The 16,606-nt window shown below is 53.8% G+C and carries 10 protein-coding genes; 1 reads left to right on the top strand and 9 read right to left on the bottom strand.

Translation table 11 applies throughout. The annotated features are described in order from the left end of the window. Positions 1 to 357 precede the first annotated feature (357 nt). Both AC4G46_RS08020 and AC4G46_RS08015 read right to left on the bottom strand, forming a co-directional pair. Positions 358 to 1,068, bottom strand: coding sequence for a DNA alkylation repair protein (locus AC4G46_RS08020; RefSeq protein WP_491127466.1), 711 nt, complete (start codon positions 1,066 to 1,068; stop codon positions 358 to 360). 372 nt (positions 1,069 to 1,440) lie between these two features. Next, a complete protein-coding gene (locus tag AC4G46_RS08015; RefSeq protein WP_491127465.1) occupies positions 1,441 to 2,349 on the bottom strand; it encodes an ArsR/SmtB family transcription factor in 909 nt (302 codons plus the stop codon). A 171-nt stretch (positions 2,350 to 2,520) separates the two neighbouring features. On the opposite strand from AC4G46_RS08015, the gene AC4G46_RS08010 reads away from it, so the two are divergent. Continuing rightward, positions 2,521 to 4,017, top strand: coding sequence for a glycoside hydrolase family 43 protein (locus AC4G46_RS08010; protein ID WP_491127464.1), 1,497 nt, complete (start codon positions 2,521 to 2,523; stop codon positions 4,015 to 4,017). Between the two features lie 1,164 nt (positions 4,018 to 5,181). On the opposite strand, the gene AC4G46_RS08005 is transcribed toward AC4G46_RS08010, so the two are convergent. The 7 genes from AC4G46_RS08005 to AC4G46_RS07975 form a co-directional block, all read right to left on the bottom strand. After that, positions 5,182 to 7,446 (bottom strand): helix-turn-helix domain-containing protein, encoded by a 2,265-nt coding sequence (locus AC4G46_RS08005; protein WP_491127463.1) that lies wholly within the window; start codon positions 7,444 to 7,446, stop codon positions 5,182 to 5,184. Between the two features lie 73 nt (positions 7,447 to 7,519). Then, positions 7,520 to 9,157: an extracellular solute-binding protein gene (locus tag AC4G46_RS08000; protein ID WP_491127462.1), complete on the bottom strand. Its 1,638-nt coding sequence runs from the start codon at positions 9,155 to 9,157 to the stop codon at positions 7,520 to 7,522. A gap of 69 nt (positions 9,158 to 9,226) precedes the next feature. Continuing rightward, positions 9,227 to 10,123 carry a carbohydrate ABC transporter permease gene (locus AC4G46_RS07995; RefSeq protein WP_491127461.1) on the bottom strand — a complete coding sequence of 299 codons (897 nt, stop codon included), beginning with the start codon at positions 10,121 to 10,123 and terminating at the stop codon, positions 9,227 to 9,229. After that, on the bottom strand, positions 10,117 to 11,076 hold the full coding sequence (locus tag AC4G46_RS07990; protein WP_491127460.1) for an ABC transporter permease: 960 nt from the start codon (positions 11,074 to 11,076) through the stop codon (positions 10,117 to 10,119). The genes AC4G46_RS07995 and AC4G46_RS07990 overlap by 7 nt, the downstream gene beginning before the upstream one ends. Before the next feature lie 297 nt (positions 11,077 to 11,373). Further along, positions 11,374 to 12,912, bottom strand: a complete 1,539-nt coding sequence (locus tag AC4G46_RS07985; RefSeq protein WP_491127459.1) for a glycosyl hydrolase family 28 protein — start codon at positions 12,910 to 12,912, stop codon at positions 11,374 to 11,376. Continuing rightward, positions 12,893 to 15,523, bottom strand: a complete 2,631-nt coding sequence (locus tag AC4G46_RS07980; RefSeq protein ID WP_491127458.1) for an exo-rhamnogalacturonan lyase family protein — start codon at positions 15,521 to 15,523, stop codon at positions 12,893 to 12,895. Before AC4G46_RS07980 ends, AC4G46_RS07985 begins: the two co-directional genes overlap by 20 nt. Continuing rightward, positions 15,523 to 16,581 carry a glycoside hydrolase family 88/105 protein gene (locus AC4G46_RS07975; protein WP_491127457.1) on the bottom strand — a complete coding sequence of 353 codons (1,059 nt, stop codon included), beginning with the start codon at positions 16,579 to 16,581 and terminating at the stop codon, positions 15,523 to 15,525. The genes AC4G46_RS07980 and AC4G46_RS07975 overlap by 1 nt, the downstream gene beginning before the upstream one ends. Positions 16,582 to 16,606: the final 25 nt, after the last annotated feature.

The following is a 16,606-nucleotide window of genomic DNA, read 5'->3' as shown; positions in this document are numbered from 1 at the left end:
TCATTGCAACAAAAAACTCCCCGGACCGGGGAGTTTTTTGTTATTTTATTACATCATCTGTTAAGATCCGGTCACCAGCTCCATAACATCGCTGCAGTCCTTCATTTTCGGCTACAACCCTGTGTTATTGCACCGTCAATGTCTTCGTCTGTGTTCCGGAGAATGGGACCGGGATGTAGTGAGCAGCATTTCTTTAAATCCATTCTCCTGTACCAGAAATTCCTCATCATCGATTATCACTGACAATGAACCCTCTAACAGATACAACAGCTCGGCATCGCTGTGCTGATTGCTCCACTTGCCTGGACTTGCTGAACTGGCAGGCTGGCAGTCGGTCATTCTTCAGGTACATTTGCTTTAGCATCTCACATGCCTGCGCTTAAACCCGATCTTCTGCCCTTTATCCAGCGCCTTCTCAATATTCGCATAGGCATGAATGTACTTGCTTTTCCCCTTGCCGTCCGCGACTTCTACCGGCCCTACCTCCTTGGCCGTTGCGGCAGCCTGCTCATGAAGCGGTACATAGGATATGCTCACTGTGTAGAGGAAGTTATTCATGGAATATTTGGTCCGTTCAGGCGCATCGTGAATCGTATTCTTCACCAGCTCCAGCATACCGGCCAGCTTGTCTGCATCAAATTCCGAATCCTTCCGGCTGCCGAGCAGCCAGCAGTAACAGCTCCAGCCTGCCGACCTCCGCAGGTCCTCACCGCTGGCAATCCACTTATCAGCCACCTGCTGGGCAATATCCGCCTCCGCCAGGGTCACCGCCACTACAAAATCGGACAGCATATAGAAGTAGGCGCCATCCATCCACCGGTCATAATCAGCTTCGGACATGCCATTCGGATCGGCAATAATCCCGGCAAAATACATCGCGTCATAGTTGCCTGTTGCATACAGCTGCCCGGCCAGCTCCTGATTAATCCCGGTCTGCTTGAAAATCGGCTTCATCGCCCCGGTCGCCACGCCGAACAGCGGCTCCTGTGCACCGTTTGAGCAGTACATTTTCTTCGTGCGCTCCTTGCCGAGGGCTTCGAGCTCCTGCATTACCGTTTCTGCATTCATCCATAACACGTCCTTAGCTCAAGATACTGAAAGTGTACTTCACAGCTGCCCTTGCCGCAAGTGAGCGTGGCCGTTAGTGGAGCAGGCTTTTGTCTGTTGGTTACCGGCGGTAAATCTGCAGGGCTGGTCACCACGATTAGTTGGATTTTCGCCACCTAACTTCACTATTTATCAGGATTTTGGATGTCTGGTTGGAAAATCGCCACTTAGTTTTGCCTCATAAGCTCATTCGGAGCAAAAAGAGCATTATTAAGCTGCCTTTTTCCACCTAATTATCTTTTCCCGGTAGATTCTCCGAAAATAGATGGCGATTTTCCACTTAGTTTAGATTTCGCTTAGTTCCACAAGACACATCCAGCACTCTCAGCACTTTCAGCCCTCCAGCTGCACACGGATTACAATATCCTGGTCGTGATTGCCGAACCCGGCGCCGTACAGTGTCAGCCCGCCGACATGGGCAGCCTGCTCGTCGACCGCAAAACGCAGTGTCCAGAACGGCTCCTCCAGCCGGACGTCCCGGACGGTCACCTCCGACATCCACTCCCCGTCGATCCAGGTGCCTGAAGCATCGATGCGGATCGTCTTGAGCAGCCCGTACTGGTTCACATTGCGGTGCCACCAGGACGGCGTGTATTTGCCGCGAGCGGCCCGGCCGAAGTCTGCCGGACTGGTCCAGGTGCCGAGCGGGATGCCGTTGAAGGTAAAGGTGATATCTGACGGCCAGTCATCCTTCAGGCCCGGCGCCTCCGAGGCCAGCTCCACCGAAATTTCAAGCGCTTCGACCTTCTGGCCGGGGAGCAGATAATTTGGGGTTTTATACTCCACATACCCTTTGCCGAACCACAGAATGGTCGCATTCACCCGCTCGGGATCATAGAAGTAACGCGGATCATCCCACACACCGATCTCCATCTCACGTGTGCCCAGCCCGCAGGTCGGATGCACCTCAAAGGAGGTATAGTGGCCGACGGAAATGCTCTGCTCCCTGATTCTCGCATTGCGGTATGCCGACGGCAGTTCGACCTCGATGTGCTTTTCCTTGAGAAAACACATCTTGTGTGTCCCACCGTTCAGCCGTACTCTGCGGCTCCCCAGCAGCCCGGCCTGCTCCAGCTTGCGGATATGCATTGTAACTATCGATGGGCTGAGCTCCAGCCTGGAGGCAATCTCCTTCATGTTCATCTCCTGCCCGGCTAGCAGGCTCATAATCCGCCATCTCACCTCGCTTGCCAGCGCTTCATACAGCGGCAGATATTTCGGTTCCCCGTTTGCCCTGATCATTGGTGTCATCCATCCTCTGCAAATGAATTCATATATATATTAATTTAATTGATTTAATATTTCCGAACAACCCTAATCCATTGCAAGATTACTGGCGATATTGTTTAATTTCATTAGTTAGCGCTCACCCTTGATTCATATAAATAAGAATTCATAAACGAGGTGGATATTATGATATACAACAATCCGGTCATCAAAGGCTTTTATCCAGATCCCAGTGTCTGCCGGGCAGGAGATACGTATTATCTGGTCTGCAGCTCCTTTCAATTTTTTCCCGGTGTTCCGCTGTTTGAGAGCAAGGATCTGATCAACTGGACGCAAATCGGCCACTGCCTGACCCGGAACAGCCAGGTTCAGCTTAGTGAAGTAGGCAGCTCCGGCGGGGTATTTGCCCCTACAATCCGCTACAACGAGGGACGCTTCTATATGACAACAACCAATGATTCGCTGCGCCAGAACTTCTATGTATGGACTGACGATATTTACGGGGAATGGTCGGAGCCGATCTTTGTGGATCAGGGCGGGATCGATCCGGATCTGTATTTTGAAGAAGGCCGGGCTTACTTTATGAGCAACGGCCAGGACGACAACGGTGTTGGCGGAGTTGTCCAATGTGAGATCGACATCGCTACCGGCCGCAAGCTGTCCCCAAGCCGGACGATCTGGCAGGGTACCGGCGGACGGTATCTGGAAAGTCCGCATATGTACCTTATCAACGGTCGTTATTATCTGATGGCGGCTGAAGGCGGCACCGAGTATGGCCACATGGTTGTTTATGCGCGCGGTGAGCAGCTGTCCGGCCCGTTTGAGTCCTATCCGCACAATCCGGTGCTGACCAACCGCAATCTGGGCGGCTATGAGCTGCAGGGCGTCGGACACGGTGATCTTATCCAGGACCCTGAGGGTAACTGGTGGATGCTGCACCTGGGCTTCCGCCAGACCGGCCGCTGGCTGACCTTCCATCACCTGGGGCGCGAGGTGTTCCTCACCCCTGTAACATTTGATGAGGACGGCTGGTTCACCGCAGGACATAACGGCACTACACTGAGCAGCTTCGAGACAGACCGTTTTCCGGAAAATACAGTCCAGGAGGACAAGAAGCGCTATACCTTCGGCAACACGGACTGGAACCTCGACTGGTGTTATATGCGTCATCCGGCAGCGGAAAATTATGTGCTGGAGCCTGAAAAGGCAGTTTTGATAGGAACCGGGGTTACATTGGATATTCCTGCTTCCCCGAGCTTTATCGGCATCCGGCAGAGAGACTTCGATGGGGTCATTTCCTGCAAAGTGAAGCTCACCGGCAACGGTGAGGCAGGCCTCACACTTTACATGGATGAGCTGCATCACTATGATCTGGCAATAGTCCAGGATGAGGAAGGCTACCGGGTGATTGAGCGGCTGAATATCGGGGATGTCAAATCGGTTGAGCATACCGCTAAGCTGAATGATCAGCAGGAAGCAACGCTGATTATCAAATCTGCATCTGAACGCTACAGCTTCTTCCTTCAACAGGCGGACGGTACAGAGCTGCCGCTCGGCACAGCGCATACCAAATACCTCTCCTCCGAGGTGGCCGGCGGCTTTACCGGCGTGCTGATCGGACTGTATGCCTGCGGCGGGGGCTCATCCGCTGAATTCACAGAATTCGTGTGCGAGTACAAGTAGAATAATGCAATGTATGGCATAAAATCCCCTCGCCAAAGTGGCGCCTTAGCATTAAAGCTGACTGAAGTCCTTTACAGGGGAGCAAAAACATATACTTTCTTAGCCTTTTTAGAGAAGCCCCGCCTTGAGCATCATGCTGAATGGCGGGGCTTCTTATAATAGAAAGTAGTTTAATCTAATCCAACTGCTGATTAACTGCTAATCTAATGCTACTCCACTGCTACTGCTACTCAACTGCTACTCAACGGCTAATTCACTGCTACTCTACTGCTAATTCACTGTTACTCTAATGCTTATCCACCGCTACTCAACTTCTAATCCAACTTACATCATTTAATAGTTTCGCTTCTCTTATTTCGCACATTGGCTCAGCAATTAACAATCGCCCCCCCTCGGGTAACAATTAAGCGAATTGAACCAAGGGCACTTTTGCTCTTCATTCGCCGATTTAGCCGAAGACGGCATATTCAAAGGCATTTTCGCCCTTCATTTGCCTCATTTAGCGAAATACGGCATATTCAAAGGCATTTTTGCCCTTCATTCGGCCGATTTAGCCGAAGACGGCATATTCAAAGGCACTTTTGCTCTTCATTCGCCAATTTAGCCTTACAGGGCATATTCAAAGGCATTTTTGCCCTTCATTCGGCCGATTTAGCCGAAGACGGCATATTCAAAGGCATTTTTGCCCTTCATTCGGCCGATTTAGCCGAAGACGGCATATTCAAAGGCACTTTTGCCCTTCATTCGGCCGATTTAGCGAATTGAACCAAAGGCACTTTTGCTCTTCATTCGCCCGCTTTAGCCTTACAGGGCAAATTCAAAGGCATTTTTGCCCTTCATTCGCCTCATTTAGCGAAATAGGGCAAATTCAAAGGCATTTTTGCCCTTCATTCGGCCGATTTAGCCGAAGACGGCATATTCAAAGGCATTTTTGCCCTTCATTCGGCCGATTTAGCCGAAGACGGCATATTCAAAGGCATTTTTGCCCTTCATTCGGCCGATTTAGCCGAAGACGGCATATTCAAAGGCACTTTTGCCCTTCATTCGGCTCATTTAGCGAAATAGGGCATATTCAAAGGCACTTTTGCCCTTCATTCGCTTTTGCCCTTCATTCGGCACATTCTGCCGGACAGCGCATTGCCCTACCCGCTCCCGCAGCCTCCGCTACTCCTCCCCGTCTTTCCCGTAAGCTGCCGTGCCTGCCTGAAGCTCCCGGTACTGGCCCGGCGAGATGCCGGTGATTTTTTTGAACACGCGGATGAAGGAGGTCGCGCCCGCATAGCCAAGCAGATGTGAAATGTCCTGAACCGTGGCTTCCGTATCGCGCAGCAGCTGCTTGGCATGTTCAATCCGCAGCCCGATCAGGAAGTCGCTGAAGTTCTGGCCGATGCTCTCTTTGAACAGCTGACTCAAATATTTGGGGCTGATCTGAAACTTGTCGCTAAGCAGCGTAAGCGACAGATCGGGGTCCAGAAAATGCGCAGCAACATAATCGCGGATCTCCTTCATCTGCGTGTTATACCGCCGGCTCTGGGACAGCTCCCCCATCACGCCTGATAACCGGGTGATGACATCTGTGAAATCCCGCTCCAGCTGGGCCAGCGTATCTGACTGCTCCACTGAAGCCAGCAGCCCCGGCTTGGCCTCCTCCTGCCAGCTTCCGCTGATTTCCGGCAGCGTGCGTTCCAGCTCATATTCCAGATGGAAAATGAAGTAATGCAGCAGCCGCTCGACATCCTCCTTGCGCAGACGGTTGACGCCCATTTCGCCAAACAGCCGGTTCAGCTCGTTTAACCAGCCGGATTCGGCCATCCGCAGCTGGCGGACCACCGAGCGGATCATTTCCAGGTACACAAACCATTCGCCGTCCTTGTTCTCTTTAACCTCAACGGAGTCGATGACCCGGTTGAGGCCAAGCGACACTTTGCGGCTGACGGCGGCGGAGGCCTCCTCGAACGACACGGCTATTTCCGGCTCATTGTCCACCGCTGTCCCGATTCCGATCGTAACGGTAAAATCCAGATGGTTCTCCACCCAGGCCCGGATCTGCTCCGCTATCTGCAGCATCGCCTGCTCCAGCATACCGCCTGTCTCATCCGCCAGCAGCAGAACCAGCTGGTTCTTTGTAATCCATTCGACAACAATCCGCCTGCCGCTCTGTCCTGACACCTCACTAGCGACACTGCTCGTAATAAATTTGAACAGGGACTGGTCATTCTGGCTGTATTTCAGACAGAAGTCCACATAATGGTCCAGCTCCAGCAGCCCGACGATATAATGGCCTCCGGTCAGGCCGAAATGCTGCCGCTCCTGCTCCCAGGCTTCCCGGTCGTCCTCGTACTCCCCTTTTAACAGCGTCTGCAGGAACTGCTGCCTGCGGATCACCAGATGCTCCTGCTGCTGCTCCTGAAAAGCCATATTGTTCGTAATCAGCCGTTCAATCGCCTGGTCAATGAAGGCGAACTCGTTCGCGCCACCCTTGGAATCAGATGTTTTAACTGCCTGTGAAAACCGCTCGATCCGGTGCAGAATCATTTCAATCGGCCTGTAATTCCTTCGGGTCACATAGAAGGTCGTGCCGATGGCAAAAGCGATTGCCCCCAAGCCAAGCAGCACCCAAACCGTACTCCCGTGAAACAGCACATCCAGCAGCTGGCCGCCGCGGATGCCGACCCGGTAGGTCCAGCCTGTATAATCGGATTCAATATCCACACTCAGCCTGTTCTTCCCGGGAAGCGTCTCATCCTCCCCGAAAAAAGCCCGCCTGGCCGCATCATACAGCTCAGCTTCTGTAATGGAATAGTCAACCGCCTGGCCGATATACGAGCGGAGCGATGAGGTTTTGACGTTGATGACCAGATAGCCGAGGCTGCCGGAATTGCGGGGAATTTTGAAGCCCAGAGAGGTTACCTTATCCTGCACTGCTCCCCGGATACCCGCACTCTCCTTCAGGCGCGGCGAGGACCAGACTCCGGTATAGGCCTGCTCCAGCGCGGTGCGGACATACGCCTGGTCAGGAAACTGCTCCAAGGGGCGGATCGTGCTTTGATCAAGCACAGCCCCGTCCCTCGCCCGGTACAGATAGACCGAATCAATCAGTCCGTAGCGGACCATCATGCTGCTCAGAATGTTCGAGGCATCGAAATCCAGCGCCCCGTCGGACGGGGCATCCAGAAACTGCTGCAGCGTACCGCCTGTATCGATAGCCTGCTGTGCCTCGAACGAAATGCCCTTGAGCGTCGTATCGGTCATATTAACCACATATTTAGCCGTCAGCCGGTTGGCCTGAAGCGCATTGTTCACATTGAACTGATTCATGATCGAGAAGAAAATGAAAGTCAGAATGCTGACGGTGATAAACAGAATAGGCAGGTAGGTTAATAGCATTCTCATAATGTAATTGTTGCTTACCTTCACTTTCTTCCCCATCCTTTATACGTGAAAATACCGGCTGGCAGACCCCTTAGATTAATATGGGGCCTGCTGCTGCCGGAAACCGGTATTATTTTTTCATTTCGGCATAAGCCGCCTTGCGTTCATCATGCACCTGCTGTCCGCCGATTTTGAGGAATTCCTTCACATACGCGTCATAGGTTTCACTGAACTTCTCCGGCTTGGCTACGATTGATTTTACAATCGCCTCTGTAGCCTTAGCCTTGATGGTATCGCCATACTTGATCTCCGATTCAATCGGCCGTTCAAACCGGACCAGCGTGTAGCCGTCCTTCAGCGCATTCAGAATCGTCTGCTTGGAGAGCTCTTTATAGTCCGGCGTCTGGAGCGCGGCTGCTTCGATATTTTTTTCCTCGGAGCCGAAATCCTTACCGTTGGAGATAATGGCGATATCGCTGTTATTATAGAAGGTCTTTTTCGCTTCATCCGTTGTGATGGCTACCGGGAAGCCGTTCTCAAGATTATAATGCTCACCTTCGTTGCCGTTCTGGAGCGTAAAGAGCACATCTGCCTGGGACATCCAGTCCAGATATTTCACGGCTTCAGCCGCGTGCTTGCTTGTCTTCGGAATCAGAATATGCATGCCTACCGGATCATACAGCGATTTTGGCGTTTTTCCTTCCTCGTCCGTGAACGGGTCCATAGCCACATATTCCGCACCGGGAACATTCTGCTTCAGGGTATCAAACACCTTGCCCGGCCCCATCAGGCTGGCATGCGCAGCCAGTGCGGTGAAGGCGCCGACATAACCGTTGGCGACATCGCTTTCGAACTGCTTGCCGTCCTTATCCAGCGCAAAGTCCGGGTTGATCAGGCCTTCCGCATTCATCTTGTTCAGGAACTGGACGCCATCCTTATATCCGGGCTTGGAAATTTCCGGGATATAGCTGGTCGAGGTGTACATGTATTCTTCTTCTTCAGACAGCTTTTTGACAAAAGAGTTGACCAGTACCATCGGGCTTGTATAGGTAGTCCCGTCGATGGCACTGAAATCGTAGGCGATCAGCTTATTGCCCGCCTGTCCGGGATCCTGCTCTTTAAACGCTTTCATAGTTTCGTAGAATTGTTCTGTGGTTGTTGGAACCGGCAAGCCCAGCTTATCCAGCCAATCCTTGCGGATGTAGGAGGACTGGGTATACTGCAGCGGCCGCTTGGCCGGAATCGTATACTGCTTGCCGTCGAATACCCCGTAAGCCAGCACATCGTCACCGAGGAAGGTTTTAAGATTCGGGCCGTATTCGTCGATCAGGGCACCGACCTCTGTTAAGCCGCCGTCTTTGACATAGTTGTAGATCGTATTCATGTCATAGGTAAAGACCAGATCCGGGGCGTCACCGGTCGCCATCAGTACATTCAGCTTATCGACCTCCTGATTGCGCGGAACCGGCACGAACTCCATCTTGATGTTGTTCGGATCGCCGAAATTCTTCTGAATCCACTGAGTCCAGTAGTTGTCGGTAACCGGACCTGCACCTGCTGGTGCATTGCCGCGGTCAAATACTTCGACTCTCAGCGTAACGGGATCTTTGGACTTGGTGCTGCCGGCTTCTCCCCCTGAAGCCGGTGAAGAAGCGGCGGAGGAAGCGCCCTCATTCGAATTCGCATTACCGGAGCAGCCTGACAGGACACCCGCCAGAACCAGAGCCGCCGCTGATGCCGTGAACCATTTCTTTTGCTTTGTTTTCACGTATATACTCCCCTTTGTCTTGATATTGTGCAATATGTCTTTCAATTCCGCAAGCGCGGAATGATCAACCTACTCTTTGACCGCCCCGATCATCGTCCCGGATACGAAGTACCGCTGCAGCCACGGATACACGATCAGAATCGGCACGGTCGCGAACATAATGCTGGCCGCCTTGATTCCTTCAGCTACGACTTCGGTCTGAATAGCACCTTCCTGCGCCGTCAGGTCCGTAACCATACTGTTCATAACCACCTGATAGAGCTTCAGCTGAATCGGATACAGCTCCGAATTGGTAATGTAGAAAAGCGCGTCCATATACGTGTTCCATCTCGATACCGCATAGAACAGGCTAAGCGTCGCCAGGACCGGCAGTGACAGCGGCAGCACAATCCGCAGCAGGGTGCCGATATGGGAGCTGCCGTCCAGATAGGCGGACTCCTCCAGGCTTTTCGGTATAGAGGTAAAGAACGTACGCAGAATAATCAGATTGAAGGCGCTGATCATGCCCGGAACAATGAGCGAGGTCAGACTGTCCAGCATGCCGAGCTGCTTCACCAGCAGATACTCGGGAATCATCCCGCCGCTGAAGAACATGGTGAAGATAATCAGCATCGAGAAAAAGGATCTGCCTTTCAGATGCTCCTTGGTCAGCGGATAAGCCGCACAGATACTCATCACCATACTGAGCAGGGTATAGACCAGCGTCAGAAAGATGGTAATGCCCATCGACTTCAGCATCCGCACATCCTCAAACACCAGCTTGTAGGATTCCAGATTGAAGCCGACCGGAAAAATCGTCACTTTATCGGAAATGATCGCTTCCTTCGAGCTAAAGGATACCGCAATGATATTCAGAAACGGCAGGATGCTGAGCAGAACGGTCAGTCCGATGAAAATCATGATGAGTACGTCTGACACCCGGGTCGTCCGCTGAATTTTGTTGTTTACTGCCAGGCTTCTTACCATAGTCCCTGTTCCCCCATCCTCTTCGCGATCGCATTGGACCCGACGACAAAGACCAGCCCGACCAGTGCCTGGAACAGTCCCATCGCGGTTGCCAGCGAGAACTGTGCCGACTGCAGACCCACCTTGTAGACAAAGGTACTGATAACCTCCGCATAATCCATGACGAGCGCATTGCCCATCACAAACGGCCGCTCAAATCCGATCGTCATAATTTTGCCGAGCGCCATGATCAGCATGACCACAATCGTCGGGCGGATACCCGGCAGCGTGATATTCCACATTTTCCGCCATCTTCCGGCTCCGTCCACTTCCGCCGCTTCGTACAGCTCTTTATTAATGCCTGTCAGCGCCGCCAGATAGATAATGGTCCCCCAGCCGGCACTCTGCCACACCCCGGTTCCCAGGTAGACGAGCAGCCAGTGATTTTTCTCCGTCAGAAAAGGCACGGATTCGAACCCCAGCGAGGTAATCAGGTTATTCACCAGACCGCCGTTGTTCGAGAAAATCTGATAAACCAGCCCTCCGATAATAATCCAGGAGATAAAATGCGGCAGGTAAAGGATCGTCTGCGACAGCTTCTTGAACCAGACCGTACTGAGCTCATGCAGCAGCAGGGCCAGAATAATCGGCGCCGGAAACGACACGATCAGATCCAGCAGGTTCAGCAGCAGCGTGTTGCGCACAACCGTATAAAACTGGCTCATGGCGAACAGCTCTTTGAAGTTATCGAATCCGATCCATTCGCTGCCGCCTACTCCTTTAAAAATGCTGTAGTCCTGAAACGCAATTGCTGCGCCGTACATCGGCACGTACTTGAAAATAATGAAATAGGCAATCGGAAGAAACAGCAGCAGGTATAACTGATAATCCTTCCAAAAGCCCCTGGCCATCCGCTTCTGCTTAACGGGCCGCGATATTGCCTGTGTTCTGCGCTCTGCAAAACTCCGGTCCATGTGTACATCCCTTCCCTTACGTATAGGCTTGACAGATCTGTCTGCGCTCTTCCCGTAAGCCGCTGCCGGCCCCGGGTTGAATACCCACACTATACCCGGCTGCCGATTAAGGGCACAATAGACTCATTTCTGCGGCATTATCCTCATTCCGATCCCTTATGCGGCGGGCTTTTCCTGCTGTTTTCGGCCACAGAAAAAGAGCGCTGCCCGTAACCGGACAGCGCTCCCCTGTAAGCATAAAGTACAGTATATGGTTCATCAGCGGAATTTAGTTAGTCCCCCGGAAACCCGCATACCTCACTTGGCGTTAAAAAAATAATAAGGCTCATCCAGCCTCGACAGCACGGATACATTATTCATGGTCAAACCTTCAATATTGTAGGCTTTCAGTCCGTATTTACCGATAGCCGACACATTCTCCAGTACGATATTCTGCAGCGGCTGCTCCGGGAGCCCGGCCATGAATACAGCGTTGCCGGCCTGCGTGTCGAGCACGATGTTGCGGAAGGTTATGTTACGGATGATTCCGGTACCCTCAGTCACTTCTTCAGCACGGTCCGGCTCATACTGCTTATGTCCGTAGAACTGGTCAATATTGATAGCGCCTCTGAACCACTGGCAATCCTCATGCTCCAGACTATAATTGCGAAGTGTGCAGTCCTCATACACGATGTTCTCGATCACCGCTCCCCGGCCTCTGGGTGCCTTCACCGTTCCGATGCTGTACACATCTTCAAAGGTACAGTCTCTGACCGTGACATTTCGGACGCCGCCGGACATCTCGCTGCCGACGGCTACGCCGAACCCGCTTTTGAACCGGCAGTTCGTAATCCGGATATTCTCCGATGGAATGCCGACGCGCCTGCCCTCCTCATCCCGGCCGGATTTGATGGCTATGCAGTCATCCTGGCTGGCGATCAGTGAATTGAAGATATGGATGTTGCTGGAGGAGTCGGGATTCAGCCCGTCGCCGTTAAAAACATCTGTATATCTGCGTCCATACTCATCATTCTTGGTGTAAATGCTGACGTTGTTTGCAGTCACCTGATTGCAGTAGATCAGATGCACGCACCAGGCAGGTGACTGGCGGACGGTAATGTCCTTCAGGTACACATCATCCGTGCTCCGCAGGCAGACCGCCCGGCCCCGGAAGCCTTTTTTCTCAGCCATTTCGGCTTTGAATAAGGCTGCACCGTTCGCGTCAATCTTACCCCTCCCGGCAATCGTAATATCCTTAAGCCGCCCGCCGCCGCTGCACTCCTGCGTATTCACCAGGCTCGCATAGCAGAGCTGCTCCCGCCCTTCCCAGCGGTAGGTCATCAGCGGATAATCCGCCGGCTCCGCGCTGCCCAGCAGTACCCCGCCCTGCTCAATGAACAGGGTCATGCTGCTTTTCAGGAAGATGGCCCCGCTTAAAAATGTGCCTGCAGGCACGTATACCGTGCCGCCGGGTGTACAGGCATCAATGGCCGCCTGGATGGCGGCTGTGTTAAGCACCTCCCCGCCCTCTACCGCACCGAACCCGGTAATATCGAACAACTCCCCTTCCGGCTTTGTAGACACCATAATCAGATTACTTGGCGGAGACACTTCTCCGGCTGCAGTTACCGCACACACATACACTTTATATTCCTGTGCAGGCGCAAGCCCAGTTACTGTATAGTCCGCTGTCGTGCATATGCCGTGAACGGCATCATTCACATATACCCGGTAACAGGCGACATCTCCGGCTGCCTCCGGTTTATCCCAGACCACCGCAATGCTTCCGGACGTCCGGGCGGCCGGCGGAGATACAAGATTAAGCGGTGTTAACAGGTTAGTGTCCGTTGTTTGCATTGCCATCCCCTCCGTTTTCCTTCATTAATTCCAGCAGTCTGGCCGTCTCCATATAATTGAGGCTCCACTGCGAAATCCCGTTGGTGTTGGCATACGGAACCTCCCGGACCGGACGGATATATTCCGCTTCCGCCACATTTACATACACCGGATTGCCGTCCGGATCTATCTGGCCGGGGGTGTTCGAGCTGTGATCCGCACCGGCATTCAGCATATCCAGCGCCTGCTGCATCCGTTCAGGCTTCCCTAAGCGGTAACCCGTATAAGCCGGCATGCGGATACCGAACCGCAGCCCATCCCAGGCATTGTCGTTACTCTCATTAAACAAGCCGCCGGACGATATCTTCCGCTCTTCCGGTGTCATGGCGAAATAGTCTCCGAACTGGGCCAGCATATCCCTCAGCTCTTCATCACCGGTCAGCTCCGCCAGCTCAAACCAGATTTCCGGCCCGCCGAAGCAGATGACCATATGATACTGGTAATTGCCCTCGCTTAAATATCCCATTTCTCCGGTATCCGGGTTATACCGGAAATGGGAACCGGAGGCCAGCCGGTTCGGTGCCTGTTTGATTGAATCAAGGCCGGTCAGGATTTTGTCCCGGTACTTTGTATCCTGGAATCTCTCCCACCGGGTCATCCAGTTGGAGACATACGAGGACCAGTCCGGACCGGTCCGCACCTGATAGCAGCCGTCTGCGTCTGCGCTCTGATCAATCCGCGGGGCATAGTCGGCATCCTTTACAAAATCCATAATATCGCCGATCCGCTCATCCCCCGTCAAATAATAGAAGAACCGGTGATGCCCGGCCATGGAAATCCGCGGCTCCTTCCATTTGCAGCCCCAGTGGCGCACATTGTGGCGGCTGCCCAGCATCGCATATTCACCGAGATGATACATGTCCACCTCGCTCGTATGCCGCGTCATCGCCCGGGCGAACCGGAAGATATCATAATCTCCGGTGCGCAGGAACAGCAGCCAGTTCACGTAAGTATTGCACAGCTCCGTATTCTGCCAGGCAAAGCCGCCGACATCATAACGCCAGTTGTGGCGCACAGGGTCATAGGTGTGCATCACATCCCCGTAGTCCCAGAAGCCGTACCATCTCCGCTGCTCTACCTCTTTGATGTAAAAATCCATAAAGCCGAGCAGCGCCCGTTCATGCGCAGCTGACTGGTGCTGCTCCTGCCCCGGCGGATGCCAGTAGGTGCCGAACACCCTGGTGTCCGCGTATACTTCCGGGGCGGCAACCAGCAGCGCATCACCCTGCACATCTGCGGCAAAATCCAGCACAGCCTGCTTGCCCGGCATATGGTCAAACAGCTTGATCGTAAGCTCGTTGGTGTTGGCAATTCCCTGCGGATGGTTATTCATATCCCCGTAGGAGAAGGCATGGGATTCCGTGTCATACGCCCGGAAATCATAGGCTTCAGCGTACCGGCTCCAGAGCCAGACGCTCAGGCAGGGGTTGTCTTCCCTGGCGCCGGTAATCTCCAGCGCCATCGGGCTTTTCTGCCAGAAATCCTTGACCGCTGCCGCCATGATTCCGCTCTCGCTGCCGAAAAAGACGGCTCCGCTGGAACGGTTGCCCTGCGCCGCCGGAATATAGGCGCAGCGGCGGGCGGTGCTTTTGACAATGCTGTAGTGGTCGCAGGAGTCCTGCTGCAGCCGGAAGTTGCTCCAGGCCGCATTGTCGCGCACATTATCCAGCAGCGCCGGTTCGGCATCCGGGTCGATGTGGACGAATTGGCCGTCCGTCTGCTGCCGCTCGTAGAGCGGATGAATGCTGCTGTTATAGGTATACAGCGGCTGTACGGCTTCATAGAACATGCCCGTATCCCCGGTGAAGCCAGCATGGCGGTTCCACAGCTCCCCCGCAGCCTGCATCTGAAAATGTACGGCCAGCCCCTTCAGATAATCACGGTTCTCATCCGCATCGAACACAAAGCTGTGCACAATCCGGACTTCGCCGCTTTCCGCAAAGAAGTAGAGCCGGATGACGAACGGAAAACGCCGCTCACTGCTGTTCATATAGCGGTGGCTGCCTTCAAGCTTGACGACTGCCCGCAGTGGCCCCGCTTCCTCCAGTGTTATAGCGTTTGTATATCCGATCAGCTTATGGATGGAAACGGTCTCAAGACCTTCCTGCTCCTGGCGGTTCTCAATCAGCGCAGTTAATTGTGCAGATACGGGCTGCTGCCCGCTCTGTCTGCGGAGTAGAGATGAAATTAGCTGGCCGCCCGGGCGGATTGTGCAGGAGAGCAGCCCGCTTTCGATCTGGACAGAGCCGTCTGCCGCCCGGGCTGCGGTAATGCGGGCTCCCGGAGCAGCGCCTTCCCCTTTCTGCATAACATAAGCTGCCTTGGTATCCAGCACCCCGCTGTGCAGCAGCCACTTCACTGAGCCGTCCGGCCAGTAAGCGTTAATCTTCGTCTGAACGGGGACGCCATTTCCGGCCTCGTCCTGCAGCGACACGGGTTCCCCGGGCTGCAGTGCCCCCTGGCTCCACGGCGTACCGAAGCTTACCGGGGTACGCCCGGCCCGTTGTGCTGTCAGCCAGTTTAAACGCAGTATAGACATGCTTTTTTGCACCTCCAGATCATGTTGTTCCATTAACAGTGATGAACCAGCGCTTCACTGAAGAGCATCAGCGCAATTCCGGTATTGTACGGTCTGGGAGCGTAAGGCACCTGCAGATAGCCCGCCTTGTCCTGACAGTCTGTGCCGCCGGAAGCATGCAGCACCGTTCCGTCCTCCGCCAGATGCTCAGCCAGTATATTCCCCGTAACCTGCTTGCCCCAGTCTCTGAAGCGCCCATCCAGCAGGCCGAGCCGGAAGCCTTTGAGTGCGGCATAGGCGAACAATGCGGAGGCGCTTGTCTCCATATAGGCTTCCTCCACATCCAGCAGCGTCCGCAGCATGCCGTCTTCCATGCGCAGTTCATACGCTTTTTCCATATGCCGCTTGAACAGTTCCCCGAACCGTGCAGTATCATACGGCTGTCCCTGCAGCAGATCCAGCAGTTCCACCACACTTACAGCTGCCCAGCCGTTGCCGCGCCCCCAATGCTCGCCAAGCCTGATTTCCTGCAGGCAGTGGTAGCCGTGGGCATACAGGCCGCTTTCCGGGTCAAACTGGCAGCCGGTATGAATATCGAACTGGCGCAGCGCCTCCGTAATACAAGCCTCATTGTCTTTAGCGGTGCCGAACCGCAGCATAAACAGACCCGCCATAAACAGCGTGTCAATCCACAGCTGGTTATTGTAATCCTCAAGTCCGCCGGCTCCCGGGCCCCATACATGCGCGAAGCCGCCGTTCGATGTCCGCAGCGCCCCGTTTACACACCAGTCCGCTACCTCCCGGCAGCTTTCCAGATAACGCGCATTCCCCGTCTCCCTGTATACACTAAGCAGCGCACTCGCAGGCGCAACCCAGTTCACTGAGCCGTGCCGCAGCTTATCGCAGTTGTCCTCACACCACTTTTGCAAAAAGCTGAAATACCGCTCCTGCCCGGTCTCCTCATAAGCCTTGATGACCCCGTACAGCGCTACCCCCTGCACCCATTCCCACACATCCAGATTGTCATGTTCCTCCCGGCCGTGCAGCTTGTTCCAGAGCTTATCCAGACCCTGCATTAGCTTATCCCTTTGCATAATCACATCAGTCCCCATATCGTCCTCCCGCATGGAATGCTTA

It is taken from the genome of Paenibacillus sp. fava2 (assembly GCF_058313675.1).
This window is presented reverse-complemented; position numbering and strand designations above follow the sequence as displayed.

What these genes read in the sequence shown, in the direction of transcription:
- AC4G46_RS08020 (WP_491127466.1), bottom strand. Translation starts at nt 1,068, where the DNA reads ATGAATGCAGAAACGGTAATGCAGGAGCTCGAAGCCCTCGGCAAGGAG.
- AC4G46_RS08015 (WP_491127465.1), bottom strand. Translation starts at nt 2,349, where the DNA reads ATGATCAGGGCAAACGGGGAACCGAAATATCTGCCGCTGTATGAAGCG.
- AC4G46_RS08010 (WP_491127464.1), top strand. Translation starts at nt 2,521, where the DNA reads ATGATATACAACAATCCGGTCATCAAAGGCTTTTATCCAGATCCCAGT.
- AC4G46_RS08005 (WP_491127463.1), bottom strand. Translation starts at nt 7,446, where the DNA reads ATGGGGAAGAAAGTGAAGGTAAGCAACAATTACATTATGAGAATGCTA.
- AC4G46_RS07995 (WP_491127461.1), bottom strand. Translation starts at nt 10,123, where the DNA reads ATGGTAAGAAGCCTGGCAGTAAACAACAAAATTCAGCGGACGACCCGG.
- AC4G46_RS07990 (WP_491127460.1), bottom strand. Translation starts at nt 11,076, where the DNA reads ATGGACCGGAGTTTTGCAGAGCGCAGAACACAGGCAATATCGCGGCCC.
- AC4G46_RS07985 (WP_491127459.1), bottom strand. Translation starts at nt 12,912, where the DNA reads ATGCAAACAACGGACACTAACCTGTTAACACCGCTTAATCTTGTATCT.
- AC4G46_RS07980 (WP_491127458.1), bottom strand. Translation starts at nt 15,523, where the DNA reads ATGGAACAACATGATCTGGAGGTGCAAAAAAGCATGTCTATACTGCGT.
- AC4G46_RS07975 (WP_491127457.1), bottom strand. Translation starts at nt 16,581, where the DNA reads ATGGGGACTGATGTGATTATGCAAAGGGATAAGCTAATGCAGGGTCTG.